13 protein-coding genes and 1 pseudogene are annotated in these 23,837 nt (G+C 63.8%); 10 read left to right on the top strand and 4 right to left on the bottom strand.

Going from position 1 to position 23,837, the window contains the following annotated elements; genetic code table 11:
* The first annotated feature begins 25 nt into the window (after positions 1 to 25).
* On the top strand, positions 26 to 1,144 hold the full coding sequence (locus ACSYGO_RS31020; protein WP_460388438.1) for a DUF1152 domain-containing protein: 1,119 nt from the start codon (positions 26 to 28) through the stop codon (positions 1,142 to 1,144).
* A 360-nt stretch (positions 1,145 to 1,504) separates the two neighbouring features.
* Here the strand turns inward: ACSYGO_RS31020 and snpA are convergent.
* From snpA to ACSYGO_RS31005, 3 genes and pseudogenes are all read right to left on the bottom strand, one after another.
* A pseudogene (snpA, locus tag ACSYGO_RS31015) lies at positions 1,505 to 2,167 on the bottom strand (snapalysin); the annotation flags it as partial.
* Positions 2,168 to 3,166: 999 nt separating this feature from the next.
* Positions 3,167 to 3,520 carry a VOC family protein gene (locus tag ACSYGO_RS31010; protein ID WP_460388436.1) on the bottom strand — a complete coding sequence of 118 codons (354 nt, stop codon included), beginning with the start codon at positions 3,518 to 3,520 and terminating at the stop codon, positions 3,167 to 3,169.
* A 521-nt stretch (positions 3,521 to 4,041) separates the two neighbouring features.
* Complete coding sequence (locus ACSYGO_RS31005; RefSeq protein WP_460388434.1) at positions 4,042 to 5,433, bottom strand: GTP pyrophosphokinase; 1,392 nt, start codon at positions 5,431 to 5,433, stop codon at positions 4,042 to 4,044.
* Positions 5,434 to 6,886: 1,453 nt separating this feature from the next.
* Here ACSYGO_RS31005 and ACSYGO_RS31000 point away from each other — a divergent pair.
* From ACSYGO_RS31000 to ACSYGO_RS30980, 5 genes are all read left to right on the top strand, one after another.
* On the top strand, positions 6,887 to 8,365 hold the full coding sequence (locus tag ACSYGO_RS31000) for an ATP-binding protein (RefSeq protein WP_460388432.1): 1,479 nt from the start codon (positions 6,887 to 6,889) through the stop codon (positions 8,363 to 8,365).
* A gap of 63 nt (positions 8,366 to 8,428) precedes the next feature.
* Positions 8,429 to 11,203: a Z1 domain-containing protein gene (locus tag ACSYGO_RS30995; protein ID WP_460388430.1), complete on the top strand. Its 2,775-nt coding sequence runs from the start codon at positions 8,429 to 8,431 to the stop codon at positions 11,201 to 11,203.
* A complete protein-coding gene (locus tag ACSYGO_RS30990) occupies positions 11,200 to 12,210 on the top strand; it encodes a PD-(D/E)XK motif protein (RefSeq protein WP_460388428.1) in 1,011 nt (336 codons plus the stop codon). The genes ACSYGO_RS30995 and ACSYGO_RS30990 overlap by 4 nt, the downstream gene beginning before the upstream one ends.
* Positions 12,203 to 14,212 carry an AIPR family protein gene (locus ACSYGO_RS30985; RefSeq protein ID WP_460388426.1) on the top strand — a complete coding sequence of 670 codons (2,010 nt, stop codon included), beginning with the start codon at positions 12,203 to 12,205 and terminating at the stop codon, positions 14,210 to 14,212. The genes ACSYGO_RS30990 and ACSYGO_RS30985 overlap by 8 nt, the downstream gene beginning before the upstream one ends.
* Positions 14,213 to 14,281: 69 nt before the next feature.
* Positions 14,282 to 14,914 (top strand): hypothetical protein, encoded by a 633-nt coding sequence (locus tag ACSYGO_RS30980; protein ID WP_460388424.1) that lies wholly within the window; start codon positions 14,282 to 14,284, stop codon positions 14,912 to 14,914.
* A gap of 136 nt (positions 14,915 to 15,050) precedes the next feature.
* Here the strand turns inward: ACSYGO_RS30980 and ACSYGO_RS30975 are convergent, their stop codons facing one another.
* A complete protein-coding gene (locus ACSYGO_RS30975) occupies positions 15,051 to 17,024 on the bottom strand; it encodes a DNA cytosine methyltransferase (RefSeq protein WP_460388422.1) in 1,974 nt (657 codons plus the stop codon).
* A 442-nt stretch (positions 17,025 to 17,466) separates the two neighbouring features.
* On the opposite strand from ACSYGO_RS30975, the gene ACSYGO_RS30970 reads away from it, so the two are divergent.
* The 4 genes from ACSYGO_RS30970 (at position 17,467) to ACSYGO_RS30955 (ending at position 23,590) form a co-directional block, all read left to right on the top strand.
* Positions 17,467 to 19,737, top strand: a complete 2,271-nt coding sequence (locus ACSYGO_RS30970) for a sensor histidine kinase (protein ID WP_460388420.1) — start codon at positions 17,467 to 17,469, stop codon at positions 19,735 to 19,737.
* Positions 19,734 to 21,017 carry a response regulator gene (locus tag ACSYGO_RS30965; RefSeq protein WP_460388418.1) on the top strand — a complete coding sequence of 428 codons (1,284 nt, stop codon included), beginning with the start codon at positions 19,734 to 19,736 and terminating at the stop codon, positions 21,015 to 21,017. Before ACSYGO_RS30970 ends, ACSYGO_RS30965 begins: the two co-directional genes overlap by 4 nt.
* 183 nt (positions 21,018 to 21,200) lie before the next feature.
* Positions 21,201 to 22,178 (top strand): HNH endonuclease, encoded by a 978-nt coding sequence (locus tag ACSYGO_RS30960; RefSeq protein WP_460388416.1) that lies wholly within the window; start codon positions 21,201 to 21,203, stop codon positions 22,176 to 22,178.
* An 848-nt stretch (positions 22,179 to 23,026) separates the two neighbouring features.
* Positions 23,027 to 23,590: a hypothetical protein gene (locus tag ACSYGO_RS30955; RefSeq protein ID WP_460388414.1), complete on the top strand. Its 564-nt coding sequence runs from the start codon at positions 23,027 to 23,029 to the stop codon at positions 23,588 to 23,590.
* The last annotated feature ends 247 nt before the right edge of the window (positions 23,591 to 23,837 follow it).

Here is a 23,837-nt window from a genome sequence, read left to right as displayed (position 1 = left end):
CAGCGGACCCCGTACGCTGACGCGGGTGACCCGCTTGACCGTGGCAGCAGGAGGAGGGGGCGACGCAGTCGCCGCCGCAATGCTCGACGCCGCCCTCTATGGGGGTGGAGAGAGTCCGGCGGTGATCCTCACGTACGCGTGGGACCGTCTCCTGATCGATCCGGTGCCAGGACCGCGAGGGCCAGCGAACTTCACTGGTCTACGGCCCCTCACGCGAAGCGTCTGGACCGTCCCGGCCGACGCAAGGCCGGTCGCACCAGCGGGCTCTACGCTCCCCCGACTGGCAGCCGAACTCCCCCAGGCCTTCGCCCTGATCGATCCCCAGCAGGGCGCCGAAGGCATCACACGTCAGCTCGAAGAACTCATCGAGCACCTGGCTCCCGAGTCGATCGACCTCCTGGACGTGGGCGGCGACATCCTCGCCCAGGGTGACGAGCCCACCCTGCGCAGCCCACTGGGTGATGCCCTCACGTTGGCCGCATGCTGCCAAGTCGACGCGCCCGTACGGCTCTTGGTCGCCGGTCCCGGCTTGGACGGAGAGCTCCCGGCCGAGGTTCTGGCCGACCGGATGGGTCCGGCAACCCTGACACTCACAGCGGAGCACGTCGAACCGATCGGCTCCGTCCTGGAGTGGCACCCGTCCGAGGCGACAGCGATGCTGGCCGCCACGGCCCGCGGAGTCCGCGGGCTGTGCGAGGTCAGGGACGCCGGCCTCCCAGTCCCCCTCACCGACGAAGGTCCCACCGTCCACGAAGCGGATCTGGACGACGCCCTCAACCGGAACGAGCTCGCGCGCGCCATCCTCGCGACCGAGACTCTTACCGAGGCGGAGCAATACAGCCGCGAGGTCTGCGGATATTCAGAGATCGACTACGAGCGAAACAAGGCCAGTTGGCTGGGCAGCCAGCCCAAACAGAAGCTCGCCCCGGAAGCAGCACTCCGCCAACTCGCCCAGTTCGAGGCCAAGGCCCGCGGTCGAGGCATCACACACACGACGTTCCGCAGGATCACCGAGGCCCTGGGCCTCAACGGCAAGCAGCGTCAGGACCTGAGAGCTCTCCTGCTCAGCAGCCGGCCGGAGCAGTACGCCGCTCCGCTGTGGCGCATCCCAGCCGAAGAGGTCCAGGTTTCAGTCGATGCTTGACGGGTCGGCGTCAGGTGATGTTTGACGCCGACCCCGGACGATCTTCTGTCAGGCGATCATCAAGATCGACTAGTGAGTTCCCACCCGACAACACGCCTGGGCGCGCGACGAGTGGGAACGCGATCAGTTCCAGAGCGTGCGGTGGTGCGAACGCCACGGACCGTGACCCGGCCCCACGGGCCATGACGGCCATCCAGCGCTCGGGCCGCCAGCGGACGGATTCCCTGTGCCCGGGGCCACGGACGGTGCCGACGGTGCAGCACTCGGGCCGCCACCGGACTGGCTCCCCGTACCCGGAGCCACGGACGGTGCCGACGGCGCAGTACTCGAGCCGCCACCGGACTGGCTCCCCGTACCCGGAGCCTGCGCGCCTCCGCCGGCCCACAGCTCATCGACACGCGCACGCTCGGTGGCGTTCGGCTGGCGGTTGGTACAGGACGGGCCAGGGCCGCCGCCCGACATCAGCTCACTGCACGGCCCGCTGTAGTCGTCCGGCAGGCCCAGCACGTGCCCGGTCTCGTGGGTGACGACGCGGATCGAGTCGTACTGCTGGATCTGCGTGTAGTCGAGGAAGATCTGGCCGCCTCCGTGGCCGTCGGTGGAGGCGTGGGACCCGCGGGGATCGTTGCCCTCGGTGTAGGAGAAGTCGGCGCTGCTCGAACCGCTCGAAGCCTCCTCGAGCTTCACGTTGGACTCGGCGCTGTTCCAGATCTCGGCCGCGCTCGATATCTGCGAACGGAAGCTCGGCGCCTTGGAGGCGTCGTAGTGGAGGGTCACCGCCTGCCCGCTGGGCTGAGCGGCGCTCTTCGCGGCGACCGACTTGAGCACAGCCTCGAAGAACGCCTTGTTGTTCGCAGCCTCCCCAGCCGACCCGTCGTACCCCGCCACGGAGGTATCGCCGGAATCAGAAGGGGTGGCGGCGGGCTGGGCGCTCGCCGGCACCGCCACGGCCAGCGCACTGGAGGCCAGACCCAGGCCGAGAGCGAGGGCGAGGAATCTCGGAGACATTCGGGACGACTTCATGTGTGGGGGGCTCCTACTCACTCGGTGACGCCGAGCGCCACAGCGCGCGGTCGACTCGGCGTGAACACCGGTTCCGAACTGCAGCGACGTCCTGTGGGTCGACATTCTTAGAACGGCCCTACAAGGCACGCAATGGGCCCCACCACTACGCCGCTTCGTAGATCTCAGGACCTCGCCAGGGCCGTACGCGGGCCTCCGGTCCCCACACAGCGACAGGAGGAAAAGCTGTCGCCGCGTCAGAAGCCTTACAGCGCACGGCAGTGGGCGTGCGGGGAGGCTGGGCAGAATTCCCCACACACACCGCAGGATCCACATCCAGCTCAAGACGGACAAATACTCAGATGTACGCAATGCCTCATCTACTAAGTGCACCGGTTGATTCGTAGAGCACTGTGACTGACGTCACGAAATAAATGGCTTCTGATCCTTTTGCGCCCCCGTTGGCCCCGAGTCGCCCACCCCAGGAAGTCACTCTCAGCGCAGGGCGGAGCCCCTCATCCCTGAGCCGCCACCGGTCAGCCCTGATCAGGACGGAAGCCGGGCCCGCCGTGCATCCCAGCGAGCGTCACAGGAAGGGGTCGGCCGGCTCCTCGCCCGCCTCTAGCAGCGCGTCCGCCGCACCCAGCAGCGCCGGGACTTTGAGGCCAGGCTGTCGGCAGCCACACGAACGAGGCCCATGTCCGGGCGTAGGCGCCATAGCCGGGCTGAGGCCCTAAAGCAGCTATCCGCCGGGTTTGATGGCGGACGCCGAAAAGCACCCCCGGACACAGACTCAGCTGAAAGGTCCGCCACATCACGCTCAGTGCCGCCACAGAAGGAGCGAACCTCAGTTGATCAGTACCGGCTCCGGCGCTACGACACTGGTCGAGCATTTGGCCAGTGAACATACCCCTACGGAATGTAGTGGAAGTGGGCTGGCCCAGGGCACGCGAGGTGTCCACGTGACTCAAGACGAAGGGGTCGGCGCAGCCTCGGCGGAGACGGCGCCGTGGCGACGGTTCAGTCGAGGCTGTGCGCGATGGGGTGCAGCGGCTGGTACAGGGGCAATTCACTGCCGCTGGGGAGGCGTACGGCGGTAAGGCGTCCCCACCGCTCTTCGGTCACCTCGCCGGTGAGCTCCGCTCCGCGCTCTGCGAGCTGGGCGCATACGGCGTCCAGGTCATCGCACATCAGGTAGAACTCATGCTTCGGCGCGCCATCGGTGGGGTGCACGGCGACCTCGGCGGGCGGCAGCTTGAAGATCAGCCAGCCATGTCCCGCATCAACGTGGGCGAAGCCGAGGACATCTTTGATAAAGGCCCGGTCGGCCTCAGCGTCCTGGGAGTAGAGGATCACGTGTGCGCCTGTGAGCATGCCCCCGATGCTCGCATGCCCACCGTCAATGTTGATGGCACCGCGCCCGCGCCTGTCAGACGCACACAGCCAAGCCGAGGCAAGGTGCCAACCATCAGTTGGGACCGAGCCGCCAAGCAACTCCCGGGACCGGCCACACTTCCTGCAGCCCAGTGAGTTACAACTTTCCTTACTGGTTCAGGCGGCTCGCTCCGCTCCCCGCGCGCGGCCCGGCCCCCGGCCGGGCCTGCGCTCCTGTCTCCGCCCCACTCCAGCCCGGTCGGCGCCCGTGCCGCGCCCTGAGCAATCAGCTGGCTGTGTCCAGAGAAGAGGTACATCGTCGCTGGGGCGGTCGGCTCCGCGATTTTATCGAGCCACTCTGGCGCGGGCCTCGAAGAACACGGCCCCAACGACCTGCCTTACCGGGCAAATCCACAGACTTCCCGACGCGCCGGAGCTCGCGGGGCGTGATCACTCGCGCCAAAGCAGCTCCAAGCCAAAATCACACTGCCGACCTGAAATACCTGGAGATATGCCAGAGGTCACGAGAGCCATTTCTTAATTGCGCCGACCTGACGATTACTTGGACTCCCGACACTACGCAGCCTCTTAATCGTCCAAATCGCATAGATGGACTTGACCTCATCCGCCGACAAAGGGCGGCCCAAATTGCCGGAAAACAGAAGGGACTTTGCGATGTAGTCAAGGTGCGTTCGCGAAATTGAAAGATCTTCCGAGTTCAACTCACGAGCCCTACGAGTCATCTCGTTGAGGCGTCCAATATCGTTTGTTGTTTCATCAGCCCAGTTGATCCTTTGCGACGCTTCAGCAAGCTGCCTATAGGCCGCATTCAAGCGATTCGAATCAAGTAGCGGGAAAGATCGATCGACATCCCTGAGGACCATTGCCGCAGGCGGAACCCCGGGCGGCGTTGAAGCTTTGGAAGTCTCACCGCTCCGATAGTCTCCAGGAAGAACGTAAGAGGGGGGCTCATCCGTCACCCTGACGTTCGGAATTGACTCCTTGAGGAAGCTCTTAAAATTCCCGAGGCCGAACCATCCTTGACTCACCTCTTGACCGAATTTCCTGCTCAATTCCCATGCCAGGCTCGCTAGGTCCATTGGCCTCTGAAGCTGTGTCACACGGTTGCGAAGATACTCCGATGCTGCATCCCGGATAGCGGGCTGAAATGCGAATACATCCGGACTCCCAGCGGTCGAAGCGGCTACAGGAATTTCCGGCGAAGTTTCAATGTCCTTCGTGGACAGACGGTCTAGCTCCTGCCTTAGATCCTGCGCAATGTCGTCAACCGCAGCCAGCAGGTCAGCCATCCGTCGGCTCAGTGTTTTAACGAGTGCAGGAGGCGTACTCCCGGGTTTATACGTATCCTCGTGGGTCAGCTCACCCCAACCATCTTGAAGCAGGGTTCGAATCTGTAGTTCACATGTAATTACCTTTCGCTTCAATCCGGCCGGCACCGACGTACACAGGTTTATGTGAATCGCGCGATAGCCGCTTGGTTTCGGCTGCTCTAGGTAATCGCGAAAAGAATCATCCTGCTGCTCCAGTACGGGCTCCTGACCCGCTTGAAAAACCCTTAGAGCTCTTACGAGATCGACTACACGCTGAACATCAGATTTATTATTACAGGTAACCCTCAAACCAACCAGATCATCAATTACTTCAGGAACCTCCTCCAGAGATTTAACCCTGTCTTTATACTTGGCAAGCTCAAGCTTCTTCCAGGCCCTCTCCTTCCCCTTTACTCGCCCGGGCGATACCTTTAGTCGAACTCGCTCAATTTCTGGCAGCTCTCCATCCAAGTGTTCACTCAAAGCTCGCGAGGCAGAGTCTTTCGCCGGTTCAAGATACTTCCTGGAATAGACATCAAACCACTCACTGAACTCTTCGTATGTGAAAGGCAGCCCGCTCACCGATCCCCCTTGCGCAGAATTCTGTCACGAAGATTGCACGGACTGTAAGAGTATGGGAAGAGCCTGCCGCGTCACCACAACTTCGGAAACATCCACCTTCATAGGCTGACAGCGGTTTGCTACTGCCGAGTAGGGACACGGATGATACGGCGAGGTAGTGATGCGGGAACGGAACAAGCGACGTCGCGGCGAGCGCGAGGGCTGTGCGGCACCGACCACATATCGCGTAGGCCATCGTTGTCGCCGTACTGGCGGTCCCAGACTCGGCCGGCACCTCCCAGGAGACGGAGACAGAGTGTCGAAAGCCGCGCGGCCTTATCGCTGCCTGGTCGTGCCCTTGCCTGAGGAGACACCACTGCCGCACCGCAACCACACAAGATCGTGCGGGGAACGGCGGGGAATCACAGTGAAAGTGAAAGGGCGCAGTCCGAAGAGGCTCCAGATCCAGTCATCCGCCCAGGTCAACGTTCGAACCAGCTGCAGATGATCGCCGCTTCCCAAGCTCATGGTCCTGAGGAGGCGGATCCTGAGGGCCAACGGCCAGCCGACGCCGCTTGCTGTGGTCGACGACAACACAGCGTGGCTTAGGTCGGCGGGGGTGCAGCGAGGCATACGCGAGCGTGGTCGGATGGCGCCCCCGCCATCGTGGCTGACTGCCGTCGGCCGAGGTTCAAGCAGGGCGCATCGAAGGTGCTGGTGTCAGCTGACCGCGCCGAAGGCGAGCCGTCTCTGGGCCGCCCTGGGTGGCTCGACGACGGCCAAGGACGACCACTAGGCGCACGAGTCCACTGCTCCTGAGCAGCGGAAACGCAGGTCAGTAAGATCCCCAACAAAACTCAGGGCTATAAGACACCTAGGTTGTGTCTTGCAGCGCACGTACGTTCGCTGAGCCCCGGCAGCGGGGCGGGTGGTCCGTTCATCGGCATGCGAGCAGCCCCAAAGGTCCCCATTCCGCGCGGACATGAAGGTGTGCTGGGCAGAAAGGCACTTTCGTCGTATGAGCAACCAGAGTCCAGGCAGGCGACCGCCGAGGAGGTGCCGCCGCACGGATCCAGAAGGCCGCGCTCGTCACCCACATCCAGCGGACGTTCATCAGTGATCAGGGGAGGCCTGTGAAGACGGCGGACACACGGTGCCCGCCGTCTTCACGATCGGAGGAAGATCCAAAGGCGTCTGCCCCACGATGCTGCTACTAGCCGATCCAGCCGGATGTGGCTGTCGCGGCTCTTCGCCTTGCCGGGCCCGCACGGGATGTCTCAGAACACCCGGACCTACGGCTAATGGCTCCCGTACCATCGGTTTTGGGTGGGGGCCTGTCGTGTGCAACGAACCGAGCGCGCGGTGGGGCGTCTCCCAAATGGGGGGGGTGCTTGCCCGCTCGGTACCGCTGGGTTCCCGGGACAACTGCACTCCGAGAAATGCTCGTAACGGGGAAGCAGGGCTGGAACCACCCATGACGTACGACATCGCGGCCCCTGAGCCCGCGGGAATGGTGGCATCGCTCAGCTCCCTGGGGTACTCACTGCCGGCAGCCGTCGCGGACCTCGTAGATAACAGCATCTCGGTAGAAGCCCAGAACATCGACGTCGAGTTCGCCTGGGCAGGACGTGACTCATGGATCGCGGTGGTCGACGACGGCTGGGGCATGACCGCTGAAGAGCTCGTCACGGCGATGACCGTGGCCGCTCGCGGGCCCTCGACGTCGCGCTCCTCCACGGATCTGGGCCGCTTCGGCGTCGGCCTGAAGTCGGCCTCGTTCTCGCAGTCGAGGCAACTCACCGTGGCTACCGCCAAGGCTGGTTGTGAATGGCACACACGGACCTGGGACCTAGACGTCGTCGAGGCGTCCGGCGAGTGGCGATTGCTCCATGGAGCCGACGGCGAAACGACAGCGGTGTTGGACAGGGTCCGGAGTGCCGCCGGTCACGGCACGATCGTGCTCTGGCGCCGGCTCAACGGCTACCACGGCGGCGACGTCACCGAGGGCGACGAAGGCACCCAGAAGCAGTTTTACGCCGAGGCGGCCCGCACGGAGTCGCACCTCGGAATGGTCTTCGCCCGCTTCCTCACTGGGAGCCGACGCCGGAATCTGCAAGTGTCCGGGACCCCGGTGCAACCCTGGGATCCGTTCATGGGCAACCACCCCTCGGTACAGCGGCTCCCCACCGAAGAACTGCTGCTCGATGGACATCCCGTACGGGTCGAGGCGTTCATCCTCCCCAGTGCCCACCGGCTCACCCCCGAGGAGTACGCCAGAGCCGCAGGACCACAGGGCTGGCTCGACCAGCAGGGGTTCTACGTCTACCGCAGGAACCGTCTGATCCTGGCGGGTGACTGGCTGGGCCACCGTGGGATGCGCCGTGAGGAGAAGTACAACCTGGCTCGCATCGCAGTCGACATCCCAGCCGAGACGGACGCCGAGTGGGGCGTCGATGTGAGGAAGTCGAGCGTCGTCCCGCCCGTCGGTCTCCGCCCACACCTGAACCGCATCGCGCGGCAGGCGCGGGCAAGGGCCGCGGATGTGCTGCGACATCGAGGACAGGTCGCTGCGCGTACACATGGTGATCCTCTGTCCTACGCCTGGACCGTGCGTCGGCCTGACGGCAGGGTCACCTGCAGGATCAACCGCAACCACCCACTGGTTCAGGCCGCGCTGAGACCCAGCGCCAACAGCACAGCCGACGTACGTGCGTTGATCCGTCTCTTGGAGGAAACAGTGCCGGTCGCCGCTCTCCGAGTAATGCACGAAACGGACACCAGCGACGATCCTGAACCGTTCGGTGGACCTGGGCCCGCCGATGAGGCCGCGATCGAGGTCGCACAGCGCATCTACGAGTCGCTGGTCTCCGGCGGCCGCTCACCGGCTGCCGCACGCGACAGGTTGCGGACCATGCCACCCTTCGACCAACTACGGGGCTTCTGGAGCCGGTAGAGCCATTATCGGTGGTCGACTCTACTCCCCTCGATACCGTCCTAGTCCAGCTGGAGGTCCCACGTGACAGCCGTACCCGACGACCCCATCGCCAAGGCCAAGCGCTTGGTTCTCGGGTTTCTGCCACAGGACCGTCAGCCGAAGACGGAGGAGGTACAGAACGCGGTCAACGCCATCTTCGGGATGCTGGCCGCACAGGGTGAATCCCTGGACCGGGACCAGCTGGCCAAGGAGATCGAGGCCATGACCGCCGTGTTCCAGGAGCGGTCCTCAGGCCTCACGGACTCCAAGGGCCATGAGCCCTGGCTGCCGGAGGCGAAGAACGACCGTGATTGGGACTTCTGGGAGCGCTATCGGCGCTACCTCGAGGACGTGGTGAGCCTTCCGCCCTGGGTCGTGAGGCGGCTGGACCAGAGTTCCGACGAGGTGTTGAGCCAGCTGGAGGATCCACGCCGCCCGGGTTCCTGGAGCCGCAAGGGGCTAGTAATCGGCCAGGTTCAGTCGGGCAAGACCGGTCAGTACATCGGGCTCGCCGCAAAGGCGGTGGACGCTGGCTACCGGCTCATCGTGGTGCTTGCCGGCATCCACGACGACCTCCGCAGCCAGACACAGCTGCGGATCGACGAGGGACTCCTGGGGTTCGACACCCAGCACTACAGGCGGTCCAACGAGGTCGGAAAGTCCCGACTCATCGGCGCAGGACGGATGCCCTTCGCGAAGAAGCTCGACATCGCCTCACCGACGAACAGCACCGCGAAGGGGGACTTCGGCAAGAAGACGGCTTCCCACACCAACTTCCCGCTGGGCAGCTTCCCAGTGGTGCTCGTCGTGAAGAAGCACTGGAAGCTTCTCGAGTACGTGCGTAATTGGGTGATCGACGTTCATGGGACAGAGGACGAGAACGGCAAGAAGGTCGTGAAGGATCTTCCCTTGCTCGTCATCGACGACGAGGCCGACAACGCCTCGATCGACACGACCAAGGACGACGACGCAGACCCGACTAAGACCAACGCCGCTATACGTGACCTCGTCAACGTCTTCGACCAATCCGCTTACGTCGGATACACGGCCACGCCGTTCGCCAACATCTACATCAATCCGGAGGCGAACAACGAGAAGGTCGGGCAGGATCTCTTTCCGGCGAGCTTCATCCGCAGCCTCCCCTCGCCCTCCAACTACCTTGGCCCCGAGCGGGTCTTCGGCCTCCAGGTCGACGACGATGACGAAGAGGACACGCCGCCTCTGCCGCTGGTGCGCCACGTGAGGGACGCCGAGGTCTGGCTTCCCGCCAAGCACAAGGCGGGCCACGTTCCCCGCGCCGAGCTGCCTAGGTCCCTGCGCGAGGCGATCTCCTCGTTCGTGCTAGCTTGCGCGGCTCGGCGGGCCAGGAGACAGACGAAGGTGCACAACTCGATGCTGGTGCACGTCACCCGCTTCACCTCGGTGCAGGGGCTGGTGCGGGACCAAGTCGACGACCACCTGCGTCTCTTGGTCGACACACTCAGGGACCGGTACGGCAAGGGCCCCGCGCTCCGCGAGGAACTCCGGGCGCTCTGGGAGCGGGAATTCGTCCCCACCACGGAACATTTCCCTACCGACGAGGCCGAACGCCTCACGTGGGATCAGGTTTCAGCGGGACTCCTGGACGCCATCCGGAAGATCCAGGTCAAAGCGGTAAACGGCACGTCCAAGGACGCACTCGACTACTACCTGAACCGCAAGGACGGTCTCTCCGTGATCGCCGTCGGAGGGCAGAAACTCTCCCGCGGCCTCACCCTGGAAGGTCTGACGGTCAGCTACTACCTGCGCTGGTCGAAGTCATACGACGCCCTTCTCCAGATGGGTCGGTGGTTCGGGTACCGGCCGCATCACGAGGACCTGTGCCGTCTGTACACGACCCCCGAGCTCCAAGCCGCTTACGTGGAGGTTACCGCCGCCACTGACGAACTGCGCCGGGAAGTCGAGGAGATGGCCACACTCGGTCTCGAGCCGACGGCGTTCGGGCTGAAGGTACGGTCCTCGTCACTGGGGCTGACAGTGACCGCACCCAACAAGATGCGCAAGGGCAAGAAGATCCTCCTCAGCTACTCCGGCGAAGGGCCGGAAACCGTGATCTTCAAGCTCGCCGACCGGACCGTCGCTCACAACTTCAGGATCCTTGAGGACCTCGTCCGACGACTCGACAGCGCCGAGGGGCTCAAGATGACACCCAAGGGCGGCAACGTGCAGTGGGAGGGTGTCGCTCCCGAGCTGGTCTCGGGGTTCCTTTCCGACTACGAGACCGACCCCATGGCGCAGCGGGTCCGGCCAAGGCTCATTGCGAAGTACATCGACCAGTGCGCGAAGGTGAAGGAGCTGACCGACTGGACGGTGGTTCTGGTCAGCAGCACGACGTCGAAGTGGCCCAAGGAGATCGCCGGACACACCGTCGGCTCCGTGAAGCGAGCCGCCCTCAAGGACGACTTCGTGAGCGAGGGCAGATACACGATCCGCCGGGTCATCAGCCCTCAGGACGAGCTGATCGGCCTCGACAAGATCCAGGTAGGGAGGGCACGCGAAGCCGCTCGAAAGGCTGCGGAGGAGGCGGAGAAGGCAGCACCCCCGCAGAACCCGTCGGGCGCGTACATCCGGCGGCAGCGTCGCCCCGAACAGGGCCTGTTGTTGATCTACCCCGTCATGCCCGTCGATTCCGATGGCATCGCGGCGTCGACCACGCCTCTCGTGGGCTTCCAGGTGAGCTTCCCTCACTCGAAACACCAGTCCAAGACCGAGTACGTTGCCAACTCCGTCTGGCTCCAAGAGGACATTTTCTCGATCGTCGAGGAGGACGGGGCGTGACCGTGACGGAGGAGGCATGGCACGAGCTGGAGAGCCCCCAGGAGACCCCGGGACGGTCCAGTCTCCGCCTGCATCCGGAATCCCCTCTCGACATCTTCCTCACCGTTTCCCATCCCGGTAGGCAGCGCATGCTCGTGCTGAGGACCGACGCCCGCTCGGCGGACCCCGTCATACGGTCGGTGGGCCGTCTCCCGCGAGCCGCTGGCATCGAGATGAACCTGAGTGCTGTGTCCCGCTTGGAGTACGAACTCCAGGTAGTCCTGACCACGAACGAGCTCCGAGAGGTCTTCAACCCTCTCGTGGCCGACGTCGCCGACACTGTCAGAGCCGCTTCGGCGGCCCCGGAGGCTCTGATTGCCGCCGTGGAGAGGTTCGGTAGGTGGCAGGACCTACTGCGCACCGTTAGCCGGGACGGGCTGAGCGCCGAGGCGCGCCGCGGTCTCCACGGGGAGCTGTTGGTGCTAAATAACATACTCATGGCCTCGCCATCCCAGTCCGAGGCCGTCGAGGCATGGACCGGTCCCACGGGGAGCAACCAGGACTTCCAACTGCCCGAGGTGGCAATCGAGACCAAGGCCAGCATCGCGAAGCGCCCCCGCAGCATCCGCATCGCGAGCGAGAGACAGCTAGATGACACGGGCACCCCTGCTCTGCTGCTCACGCTCGCGCTGCTCGACGAACGACGCGGCGGATCTGGAGAGAGCCTGAACCAGCAGGTGGACGAGATACGGCGGCAGCTGGCGAACCCCGCCGCCCGTGCCCGCTTCGACGGTCTGCTTATCCAGGCCGGGTACCTCCCCGGGCATCGCGATCTGTACGACGAGCCTCGCTACACCCTCCGCGAGCTTCGGTTCTGGCATGTACGGGAAGGCTTCCCCAGGCTGGTCGAGTCGGACTTGCCGGAGGGCGTCGGCGATTGCACGTACCACGTGAGCGCGTCGGGCCTGGACGCTTACCGTGCCACGGCCGACGAGGTGAAGAAACTGATCGGGGGATCCCATGGCTGAGCTCGACCTGACCGAGTTCTCGCGGAGCCTCGTCGCCGACGTCCAGGCGACGGCTGACGCCGAGGGGACGACCACCCCGGAGGCGTTCACACGGCGGGTCTTCGAGGACTTGGAGCAGGCCGGCGTCGTGTCCAACACCTTCACCGCCTACCACAAGATGCACGGCCACGAGGTACACGGTTACGGCATCGGAGAGTCAGGCGAGTCCCTGGACCTGTTCGTGACGGACTTCCAGCTGGCACCGCTGGAGACAAAGCTCACGAAGGCACAGACCGAGACGTCCTTCCGACGGCTTCTGGCGTTCGTACAGCGTTGCCGGGACGGGCTGCAGCAGCACATCGACGAGTCGTTCGACGTGTACGACATGTGTGCCGCGGTCGAGAAGGCCCTCACCGAGGTACAGCGGATCAGGCTCTTCCTGCTCAGCAACCGGGTGAGCACCTCGACCGAGGTCCCGGTTTCGCATTTCGACGGCCTCCCGGTGACCCACGAGGTGTGGGACCTGGCGCGACTTCACCGTCACGCGACGTCCGGCGCCCTCGGCGAGCCCATCATGGTGCCCTTCAGCCCTCCGCTTCCCTGTGTCTCCGCACCGAGTTCGGAAGAGGACCACTCCGTGGTCCTGGCAGTCATACCCGGGGAGATGCTCGCCGAGCTATACGCGGAGTACGGCACCCGGCTCCTCGAGCTCAACGTCCGCTCCTTCCTCCAGACCCGCGGAGCGGTCAACCGGGGTATCCGGGAGACCCTGCTGCACGCACCGGGCAGGTTCCTGGCCTACAACAACGGAATCACCGCGACCGCGTCGCAGGTCGACTTCGTGAGGGGCCCGGACGGCGAGCCCACCCACATCTCCGGGGTGCACGGCCTCCAGATCGTGAACGGCGGCCAGACAACCGCCTCGCTCCACTACGCGCTGAGCCGCGACAAGGCGGACTTGTCCCACGTCCGGGTCCAGATGAAGCTGACGGAGGTGGCACCGCAGCGGCTCGCGGAGATCGTCCCGAAGATCTCGGAGTACTCGAACACGCAGAACCGGGTGACCCAGGTCGACTTCAGCTCCAACCACGACTATCACGTGGACATGCAACGGATCACCCGCTCCCTGTGGGCGCCGGCGACGGACGGCAGCGGCCAGGAGACCCACTGGTTCTACGAGCGTGCGCGCGGCCAGTACACAGACGAGCTGGCGAAGGTCCGCACGCCCGCCAGGCAACGGCAGTTCAAGAAGCTGAACCCGACGAAGCAGAAATTCACGAAGGCGGACCTCGCCAAGTTCGTCCACTCCTGGAACCAGCTGCCGTACCACGTGAGTCGTGGAGCGCAGAAGAACTTCGTCGAGTTCATGTTCAACATCGACAAGGCGCCGCCTCGAGTCGACGTTCAGTACTGCCAGCGGGTGATCGCAATGGCCATCCTGTTCAAGGCGGTAGACCGGATCGCCGCCATCCACGGAGCAGGAAGCCACAAAAGCGTGATCACCACGTACACCGTGGCTCGCCTGTCCCTGGGGACGGACCGCCGGATCGATCTAGACTGGATCTGGCGAGAGCAGGGCGTCTCACCGGTGCTAGAGGCCGCGATCCACGATCTGTGTCCCCGCATCATGCGGGCGGTGACCTCTCCGCTCGAGGGGAATCACGTGGGCGAGTGGGCCAAAAAGGTAGCGTGCTGGGACGCCGTGTCCCGGGTGCCCTGGACGCCTCCTCGCGCTCTGACGACGGAGCTGCTCGACCATTCGCTCGACGAGGCGGCACTCGCCGGCGGTACCGGAGCTGAGGAGGGAGCGGGCGAGGAGGCAGCCCTGATCCACGCCGACGAGTGGTACGCGATCGAGCGTTGGGCCAAGGAGACCCGCAACCTCGAGCCCTGGCAGCGCCAGCTGGCCCAGTTCGTCGGAAGGCGTCTCGAACTGGAGCAGGAGGTTCCTGAGACGCAGGCCGTCCAGGCCCTGCACGCCCGTACCGAGGCGCTGCGGCTGGGGTTCACGCCCCACCCGTAGCGCGTGGTCCGCACGCACCTTGGGCGCGAACCACCGACATGTCAAAGGGCAGTTCGCCAAGATAGAGGCATGATTCCCGAGTTCGATGTGGACATCCGTCGCGACTACGATCTGGAAACGCTACGTACTGGCCTGAGCGTAGAAGACGTGGCCAGGGGCTTCACGGATCACCACGGGTACGAATGCCTAGGGCTCCCGAGGTGGGAAGAGGCCTCAGTATGCCTGACGGAGGAGGCCGCCCTCCTGGAACGGGCGGGGAGGTCTGACGTGCCCGACGGGGTGCCGGCGATCCTTGACGAGTTGCAAGACGCCGATGACGTCGGCTACGCAGAACTGATGGCGTACACGTTCCACTGGAACGACGTCGGGGTGGCGGGCCTCAGTCTGGCGCTCAGCGCCGCCCGGATCGCCACCTTCTACTCCTGCTCGAGTGGGCTCGACAAGCGTCATCACGCCGAGTATCCAACGGTCGGCGCTGTGCCCGATCATGAACGCGCTGGCCTACTCGCCAGGCTGATCGAAGAAAACGGCTGCGGCGTCGATCAGAAGTTCGGGCGATGGTACATCTACGGGAACTCCATCAAAGACATGCACGGCCTCGGTAGGGCAGTGCTGGCTGCGCGTGATGCCTTCGATGCGCTGCCCCAGCCACCGTGGACCGAAGGGCTCGCTGAGTTACTCGAGGAGCTCGCAGACGAGTAGAGCCGCTGGCAGCCTTTGCGACCTTTGCAGCGGGGGCTGGCCAATTCGGCGGACAGCGACTCGGACTTGACGAGGCGGTCCCAAGACGCAAACCCCAAAGCCCTGCATGCCCGCGCCGAGGTACTACCGCTGCGATTCAGCCTCGTCCGGGTGTGCGACGCTCAGGCTCACGAGCCTGAGCGGGCGCCAGGGTCTGGCTTTGTGTCTCGCTCAACGCGTGGGTGAACAGGTCACCCGAGGCTTCGTCTCGTCCAGCGCAGTACCTGCTCAGGGGGCACTCGTCGCAGAGCGGCTCCTTCGCACGGCACAGGGTGGTCCCGATCAGGCGCAGCGCCGCCATGCGCAAAGGCGCATCCTCCCCGGCGCCAACCAGCTTCACTAGGTCCACCCGGCCGTCGCTGAGCTTGTTCGTCCGGTCCGAGTCGCTATCGTTCAGACGAGCAGCGACCCTCAGCGCCCCCTGTCCCACCCAGAGGAGATCCTCACCGGTCAGAAGTCGGTAGAGAGTCCGTTCAGCCGGCTTCATCTCCAGATGTGCGGGGATGCTTTCCGGGTTCTTCCACACAGCCGACTTAGCCACCACGGCCGCCAGTCGGTCGACCCGAGCACGCGCGGCCGTACTGGGAGCCGCCTCGATGAGGGACGAGAAGGCGGTCTTGGTCAGGATCCTGCATTCCTTGACGACCTCGGCCATCGCCTCGATCTGGTCGGGCCGCAGCTTCGTACCGGAGAGTATGGCCACGACCGCCGCGGAGAGCGGGGACATCCCCTCACCCGGCAGCTGGTACCAGGCGCCCGTGTCGCGCTGGTGCTCCGCCCATGCGGTCAGGTCCCTGCGCACCGTGCGCCAGTGCGGCTTGAGCACAACTCCGTCACGCTGTTTCTCGTCCGAGGGCAGCAGCGCTTCCGCGGCGGCTTGGCCGAGCAGGGGCGGTACGGCGTTGCCGATCTGCCGGAAAGCGTCACTGCGGGTCCCGGCGAACCGGAACCGGTCAGGGAACGTCTGAACCCGTGCCGCCTCGCGGACGGTCAGCGTGCGGTTCTGTTCCGGGTGGATGTACCAGTAACCGTCCTTGGCGATGTGTGCCGTGATCGACCTGCTCAGATCACCCCAGTCAAGCTTCTTGTACTTATCCGTGAACTGTTCGGCGCTGTACCGCTGGAGCTTCGGGTCGATGTCCGAGTACAGCGTCTTGGAGTCCATCTCAGAGAAGATCTCCAAGTCGTCCTCCCTGACCCGACGGGTCATGTGGTCCCAGACGTGGTCCTTCGGTGCGCGCTTCCGCATCTCTGCAGCGAAGGCAGGCAAGTCTTCAGGCTCGCTGTAGGGCCACTCACGCTGCCCGACACGTTCCGTGGCCACGACGGGCAGTTCCGGCAGGTCACCGATGGCGTCTCGCAGCGTGGTGCGTTCTTTCACCTCGGGACGCCACTGGAACCTCTCCACATCGTTCCGCGCCAGAAGGATCAGCCGCTTGCGGTGCTGGGGCACTCCATAGCGCCACGCGTCCACGAGCCGCACTTGCGTCGCGTAACCGAGCTCCTCCAACTGCTGCTCGATCGTGCGAACCACGAAGAAGTCGTCACCAAGCCCCATGTCGGGCACGTTCTCCATGAGCACCACGCGCGGCCGTATCCGCTTCACGACGTCGAGGTAGGCGCTCCACAGTTCCTTGCGGCGGTCATGGGGGTCACGCCCATGATGCTCGACAAGGCTGCGGATCTTGCTCCGCCCTGCCCTGCTGAACGGCTGGCACGGAGGCCCTCCGGCTACTAGGTCGATCTTGGCCGGTGCCAGCAGGTCCACGAGCCTGTCTCGCTCGTCGGGATTTCCGAGGTCCATGTGGAGGCTCATGCCGGGGAAGTTCGCGGCGTGCGTCTCCAGAGCTCGCTCGTCGAAATCGACCGAGGCCGCAACGGTCCAACCGGCCCGTTGGAGCCCAAGGCTCAGCCCGCCGGCTCCAGAGAAGAGGTCGACCGCGAGCCGTTTTCCACTACCGAACCCTTCGAGCCACTTGGTGAACCCCTCGGGCTTGCAGCTGTTTTTGTTCGGCTTGAGCTTCAGATAGTCGCTCCGCTCGAGAGGTACGCCGTAGTACTGCTTCGCCACAGCACGAACCTCCACACCAACGAGACGACAAGAACGAGCACCAGGAGATCACGGACGCGCTGGTGGAGGCAAGGATTCCGGCCATGGGGACACCGAGGAAACCGGTGATCACCTGACGCGTTCCCCCAGGTGCCTGCGCCGATCCGCGAGGCTCCCAGGCCCTGGCCCCGAAACGGTGTTCTGGTGCAGTCTGAGGCGGTCAATGATAAGCGATGACACAGACAAGATCACGAGGCGGCTCCTGTCCTCCTTCACGTCACACACGGAGAACGACGGAGCCGGCCGGGAAGACACACTCAGGTGTTCGCCTCCCACAGCTCCTTCAGCCGTCCTAGCCGACTCCAACAAGGATATGGCGTGGATCACTTCGGCCGCGGATAGAATCGCCCCCCACCCACTTACTGGTGGGGCCGACTGACGATCACCAGGAGCGGGAGCACGGGTGGAGTCCGAGGACGCGAAGGCGTATCTCCGGCCACGGGCGCGACTGATGAGCACCCTGGGCGAGGAACTGATCAGTAACGAGCGAGTCGCTCTCACCGAACTCGTGAAGAACGCCTACGACGCCGACGCAAGTCTCGTAGTGATCCGTTTCGAAGCTCCCCTCGAGGAGGGCGCGGGTTCCATCGAGGTCTGGGACGACGGCCATGGCATGTCCCCGGAAACGGTTCGCGGAACCTGGCTGGACATCGCCACTCCCCATCGGCACCGGACACCCCGCAGCGAGAAGCTGGGGCGCAGGGTCTTGGGGGCCAAGGGCATCGGGCGGTTCTCCGCCGCCAAGCTGGCGCACGTGACGTCGGTCACCACGCGTCGCAGTGGCGGAGAGGAGGTGGCCCTACGCATCGACTGGGGTGACTTCGCCCAGGAGGACGCCTACCTCGACCAGGTACCCATCGAGTGCATGGTGGGGTCTCCTGAGGTCTTCACGGTCGACGGGAAGTCTCAGGAGTTGTTAGACGGTGCCATACGGGAGTTGCACGCGGGTGGTAACTGCACGTCGCCCGCCCCATCCGCTCCCACGGATCCTGAGATCGGCGAAGGCCCGCACGGAACCGTCGTACGTCTCGAAGGGCTGCGCCAGAACTGGGACGTCGATTCCATCCAGGCCCTGAAGAGGACCCTCTCCAGGCTGCTCCCTCCCCCGCCTCCCACTGAGCTCCAAGTGTCAGACCAGCCTGAGTTCGCGATCTATGTGAAGACTCCGCCAGGCGAACTGCAACACCTCTCAGGATTCGTCAGCGCGAGCGAGGCTCTGGCCCATCCCCACTACCAACTGATCGGGACCGTCGACGAGGGCGGCTTCGCCCGCCTAACTCTTCGTGCGGCAGAAGACGTTCCCGAGGTCTTCGTCGAACGGAGCCTCCGTCAAGACCAGAAGCGACCTAGCTGCGGCCCTATCAAGCTCGACATCCGCGCATGGGACCTGGACAGCCGATCACTTCTACAGCTCCTCAAACTGGACTTCGGCGCCCGCAACATCTCGGAGATCCGAAGCCTCATCCGGGCCAACAGCGGAGTGACCCTGTACCGCGACGGATTCCGCGTCCAGCCCTTCGGCGAGCCCGAGTTCGACTGGTTGCGGTTCGATCAGCGACGGGTCAACAACCCCACCCTCCGTCTGTCGAACAACCAAGTCGTCGGCTTTGTCTACATCACAGCAGACGGGAATCCACTCCTCCAAGACCGCTCCCACCGTGAGGGACTGATCGACACACCGGAGTACGAGGAACTTAAGACCCTCATACACCACGCTGTGACCGAGATGGAAACCTGGCGGTACAAGCTCCGGCGCCCTGCGTCCCCTGCCGGTCCGATAGACGAGCCGTTTGTGGTGTCGGCCGGGGGTCGTGGACACGGCGTCTTTGAGACCTTCGACCTCGGCCCACTCCGTGACGTCGTCGCCCGGCGCCACCCTGACGACGCAGTCCTCGGCCGCGCCCTCGACGAGGCCACCGAGACGATCAACGAGGGCGTACGCAAGGTCCAGGAGATCCTCTCCCAGTTCTCCCGGCTTGCCACCCTCGGTACTCTCGTGGACGTGGTCCTGCATGACGGCCGCACCGCCCTGTCCCACATCGCCTTCGTGCTGAGAAGCCTCAAGAAGTTGGTGGAGAGGACGCGGGACCAGGACGCGGACCTTTCCGCGGCGCTCGAGAAGACCCACACCGACTTCAGTGCGCAGGAAAAGGCCCTTGACCGGTTGTTCACCCGTATCGAACCGCTGAGCGGGAGACGCCGTGGGCGACCACGGGAGATCTCACTGCACGAGACCATCGCCGAGGCGGTCTCCGTCCACGAGGCGGACATCAGGCGTCAGGGCATCACCGTCACGATCGGTGGAGACGACGTAAGGGTGACGGCTGAGCCAGGTGACATCACCCAGGTGATCATCAACCTCGTTGGTAACTCCGTCTACTGGCTGTCCACCGTTTCCGAGGAAGCCGAACGCTCCATCCTGATCGAGACCGAGCGCACCGCCGAAGGCGAGGTCGACATCAACGTGAGTGACAGCGGGCCGGGGGTCCGTGAGGAGATCAAGGACCTGATCTTCGACACTTACTTCAGCGACAAGCCCGACGGGATTGGTCTCGGGCTAAGCATCGCCGGAAGCGTCGTCAAAGACTTCTATGACGGCGACCTGTACCTAGTGCCTCCGGGACGACTACCCGGGGCATGTTTCAAGGCGCGTCTGCGAAGGAGAGTCGGGTGACCACAGGGGCGGGGGCGTTCCGCCTGCTCATCGTCGATGACGAGCAGGAGATAGCGGAGAGGCTCGAGTCGATGCTGGGGGAGGACCTCGTCGACCTGGGAACCATCGCCTTCGAGATCGAGCAGGACTTCGACGAGGCGGAACGAAGACTCAGTAACGAGCAGTTCGACCTGGTCATCCTCGATGTCAGGGACTCGTCACAGGGCGGCGCGGCCCATGCCATCGAGGGACGGGGACGGGAGCTGTACGAGCGGATCAAGAAGACCCGTTGGATCCCGGTCATCTTCTTCACGGGCGTGCCAGAGCAGGTACGACATCTCACGGCACCCCCGCTCGTCGAGGTTGTCGCCAAGAATAGGCTCGAACAAATCACCGAAGCAGTCCGTGCCGGCCTCAACTCAGGCGTGCCGTCACTGACCCGTCGCCTCGGCGAACTCGTCGACCAGCAGATGCGCTCGTTCCTTCGAGACGTCATCGCGCCCCAGTGGGAGCAGATGGCGGAAGGCGACCAGAGGGAGATCGCACCCGTCTTGGTCCACCGGCTCGCCGCATGGCTCAAGGAGAACGCGATCCAGGAGCTGGATGGCGTTCTTGCGACTTCCGGAGGCGTTGCGGTCGGTCACTCGTCAGCCGCTCGGGTGTATCTCAAACCGCCCGTGACGCGTCATCTCACCGCTGCCGATCTGCTTCGTGATCCAGACGGACAGTGGTGGCTCGTGCTCACTCCTGCCTGTGACCTGTACGAGGACCCGCCGAATGTTGCCAAGCCAAGGACGGCAAAGGCTGGATACGTGCGGCTGGCCAAGGCCGACTTCGTGAGCGAATCCCCCCTCGCCGTCGCCTCACAGGCGAGTGGTTTGAGCAAGGACAGGGACGCTTTCAAAGCCGCCTTCGGCCCTGACCACAACAGGTTTCGAGCCCTTCCCAAGTACCTTGACATCCCAGACCTGATGGTCGACTTCGAGAACATCAGGTCTGTCCAGCTCAAGGATCTCAGGATCTGGCTCAGCGAGGAAGGCGACTGGACCAGGATCGCGACGCTCGACAGTCCGTTCGCCGAGGCAATGTTGACAGGGCACAGCCGTGCCGTTGGCCGTATCGGCACCCCGGACATCAACTGGCAGGGGCTGCACGAGGAACTCGGAATCGGCAAGGGAAAGAAGCAGACAGAAGCACAGCCTGCAGTGCCATCGACCCACGGGACTGCCCGAGAGCCTCTGAATGAACAGATTCCCTCACCTAGTGCCGCCCCGATGGAGCGGGACGGACAAGAGGTGTGACGCGGCGCCACCTGTCGTGACTCCTTGACAACGGTCTAAGGCCTCGCCCGCAGCGCTGGAATGAGCGGACCGTGCAGTGTGTGTCGGATTGTGCGGGGAGCCGCTCCCCCATAGGTCACACGCCCAACTCTCCCTAGATCAGTCGAGCTTCCCGAGCTAAGAGCACCTATGATCGCGCCGCGAATGGGGGTGTACGTCTTGACGGATGTCGCAGGTGGTAAGGCTTGGTCCTTCCTCGTCGCTGGTGAGGAGCGACAATTCCAAGGAAACGACGGCTACGAGGACATAGCCGAGGAGTGCTACAGCTACGACTCCACCGTAGGCAACCACCGACGGGTGAAGTCTGGCGACTTGGTGGTCGTCCGGAACAGCCACGAGGCCCTGGGCATCGGCTACATCGAGGAGCTGGAGACAGTACCGCATCAGGAAAAACTACGGAGTCGCTGTCCAACCTGCCGGAGTACTAACTTCAAAGTGCGGACCACGGAGAAGCCTCGCTTCCGGTGTAGCCCGTGTGGCACCAAATTCGACCAGCCAGAGGAAGAACTCATACGGGTTACCACCTTCCGGGCTCACTATGGAGGGTCGTGGCAGCCCTTGGAGGGTTGCCTCGACAAGATTCAGCTGGCTGAACTCAGTCTGAGCCGGTCCGATCAGCAATCGATCAAGGCGATGGACGTGGAACGAACCCTGGCTGCCATTGCTGCACGTGGTGTCCGCCTCCCGCCTCAGCAGGGCCCAGCGAAACCAAACCGCCAACATCCAATGGAACTGCCCGGCGGTCGCCGACGCACGACAATGGCCGCTAGGCATGGTCAAAATGCATTCCGTAGAGCTCTCGTTCGCCAATACGGGATGATATGTGCCGTCACTGGACCTACCCCAGCAGAAGCTCTTGAAGCTGCACATATAAGGCCATTCGCCAGCACTGAGCGGCATCGAGTTGAGGAAGGACTATTGTTGAGGGCCGACATCCATCGTCTCTTCGACAGCGGTCTACTGACCTTCAGTACCGACCTCGAGGCGTGTATCGCCCCAAGCCTCTTCGGCCATCCAACGTATAAGGCATTGCAGGGCAGCCGAATGCACCTTCCAACGGACGCCGTTCTTGATCGAGACGCGGTCAAAGAGCATCACAGCATGACTACCTCTACTTGGTGACGGGGCCCCGTCCCTTCAATGGCTTTTCTGAAGCAGATTCAGCAAGGCAAGCCCTGCCAGCTAGCGGGCCAGTTGTGGACGAGTTCCGACCCATCCCGGGTACTTACTTCGCTGACCAGCGAGGCTCCACAAGGGGCGATCGGCCCCCGGAACCTTCAACACTGTCACGGTGACCAAAGACCGGTGCTCACACGTCTCTACGCCATCTCGCGAACCTCGCACGCAGGCACACGGTCCAGCCAGAGGAGTGGGTCATGAATACTGTTCAGGCAAGGCTTTGGCGCTTTGGGGTGATTCCTGGAGCAGACGGGGCCGAGGTTGAGGCCGAAGAAATTGGCAGGGGATCCTTGCCCGTCGATCTCGCTCGACTCGTACACATCAACGCCCTAGCGTGCGATAGTTACAAGGTAGTCGACCACCGAGTGATCGAACACGAGGCCCGGATTCTAACTAGCTACCTAGCAGGTAGAGGCGCCCATAGCCCCCTCACGGTCGACTACCCTGCCTTTCGTGCCAGCTCTCTGCATATCCGGCGTCTCGTCAGCGAGTGTTCGGGGCTAGGCGTAATGACGGCCAGTAGCAAGGCGTTGTTTAGGTGGAGGAACAGATCCGGAGCACTGCACAGCTTTGACGTCCTTCCCGGCCACCTTGTTCCAAGGTACGGGAGCGCCGGCGTCAGGCCGGACCTACTGTTCCACGCGCCGGGCGGGCCGATCGCTGGGGAGGCTCGCGGTCGCCACCGCACAGCGAAGAAGAAAATATTCCCAGACAACCCAGATAGTCAGCAGAAGAACCGTCTGCTTCAACTCGCAGAATGGTCCGTTAACAAGCAAGACCATCCTTACTTCATGAGTTGGGTCTGGATTAGCCGGTCGGGGGTCGCTGCCGACATCTTCGTACCATGGATCGACGATCGTCATGGCGCTTCATTACGCGTTAACCTCGATTGGCTTCAGGAGCCCGGACGTAAGCGCTGGTATATTCGCACTGCAGAGCACCGGTCGCGGCGTGACACCCAGCCAATGAACCGTGAGGAAGACCTGGAGCAAGCACGGATGTTCGCCGCGCCTCCGGTCGCCATCGCAGGAGCAATCGAGCGAACAAGGACGGAATTGCAGGCTACGGTGAAGAAACTTTACGAAACGGCACCTCCGCCAAGCCGAACCCTGCGGGGCGTGAGCGTCCGCGGAGAGTGGAAGCCCGCAGATTCGCTGGGCACACCGACCCATGAAATTTTTGTAGGCATTTTGGCTGAACAGCTGCCAACAACTCAGCTGAGCCGTGACGAGATGAACAGAGAAGATAACGGCGTAATCGCAGCCCACCTCGAAGGGCGGCTCTTCACTGCCATTCGTCCAGTCGATAGTGATTACGCCAGCTGGGAATGGTTTGAGGAAAACCTAGTTGACTAGCCAGGGCGGAGATCAGCGGCCGTGCGAGTACCTGCCGCCAGCGTATTCCCAGTCTGGTCACTGCAGGCTGCGTGGCGTCACAGTAGCGCGGACCACCTGTGGACAAGAGGGCAACGAGTAAGCCGGACCGGCGCTGTGACCAGTAGCAATCCCACAAGCCTCATCGGCCTCCGGAGTCGTTCACCTCGCCCTGCCGGACCGCAGCATCCGTACAAGAGCGAACCTCGCTGAACCCTCCAGCCAGGAC

The sequence above is a fragment of the Streptomyces krungchingensis genome (assembly GCF_054729265.1).
The sequence above is the reverse complement of the archived record's forward strand: the minus strand, read 5'-3'. Positions and strand labels throughout refer to the sequence as shown.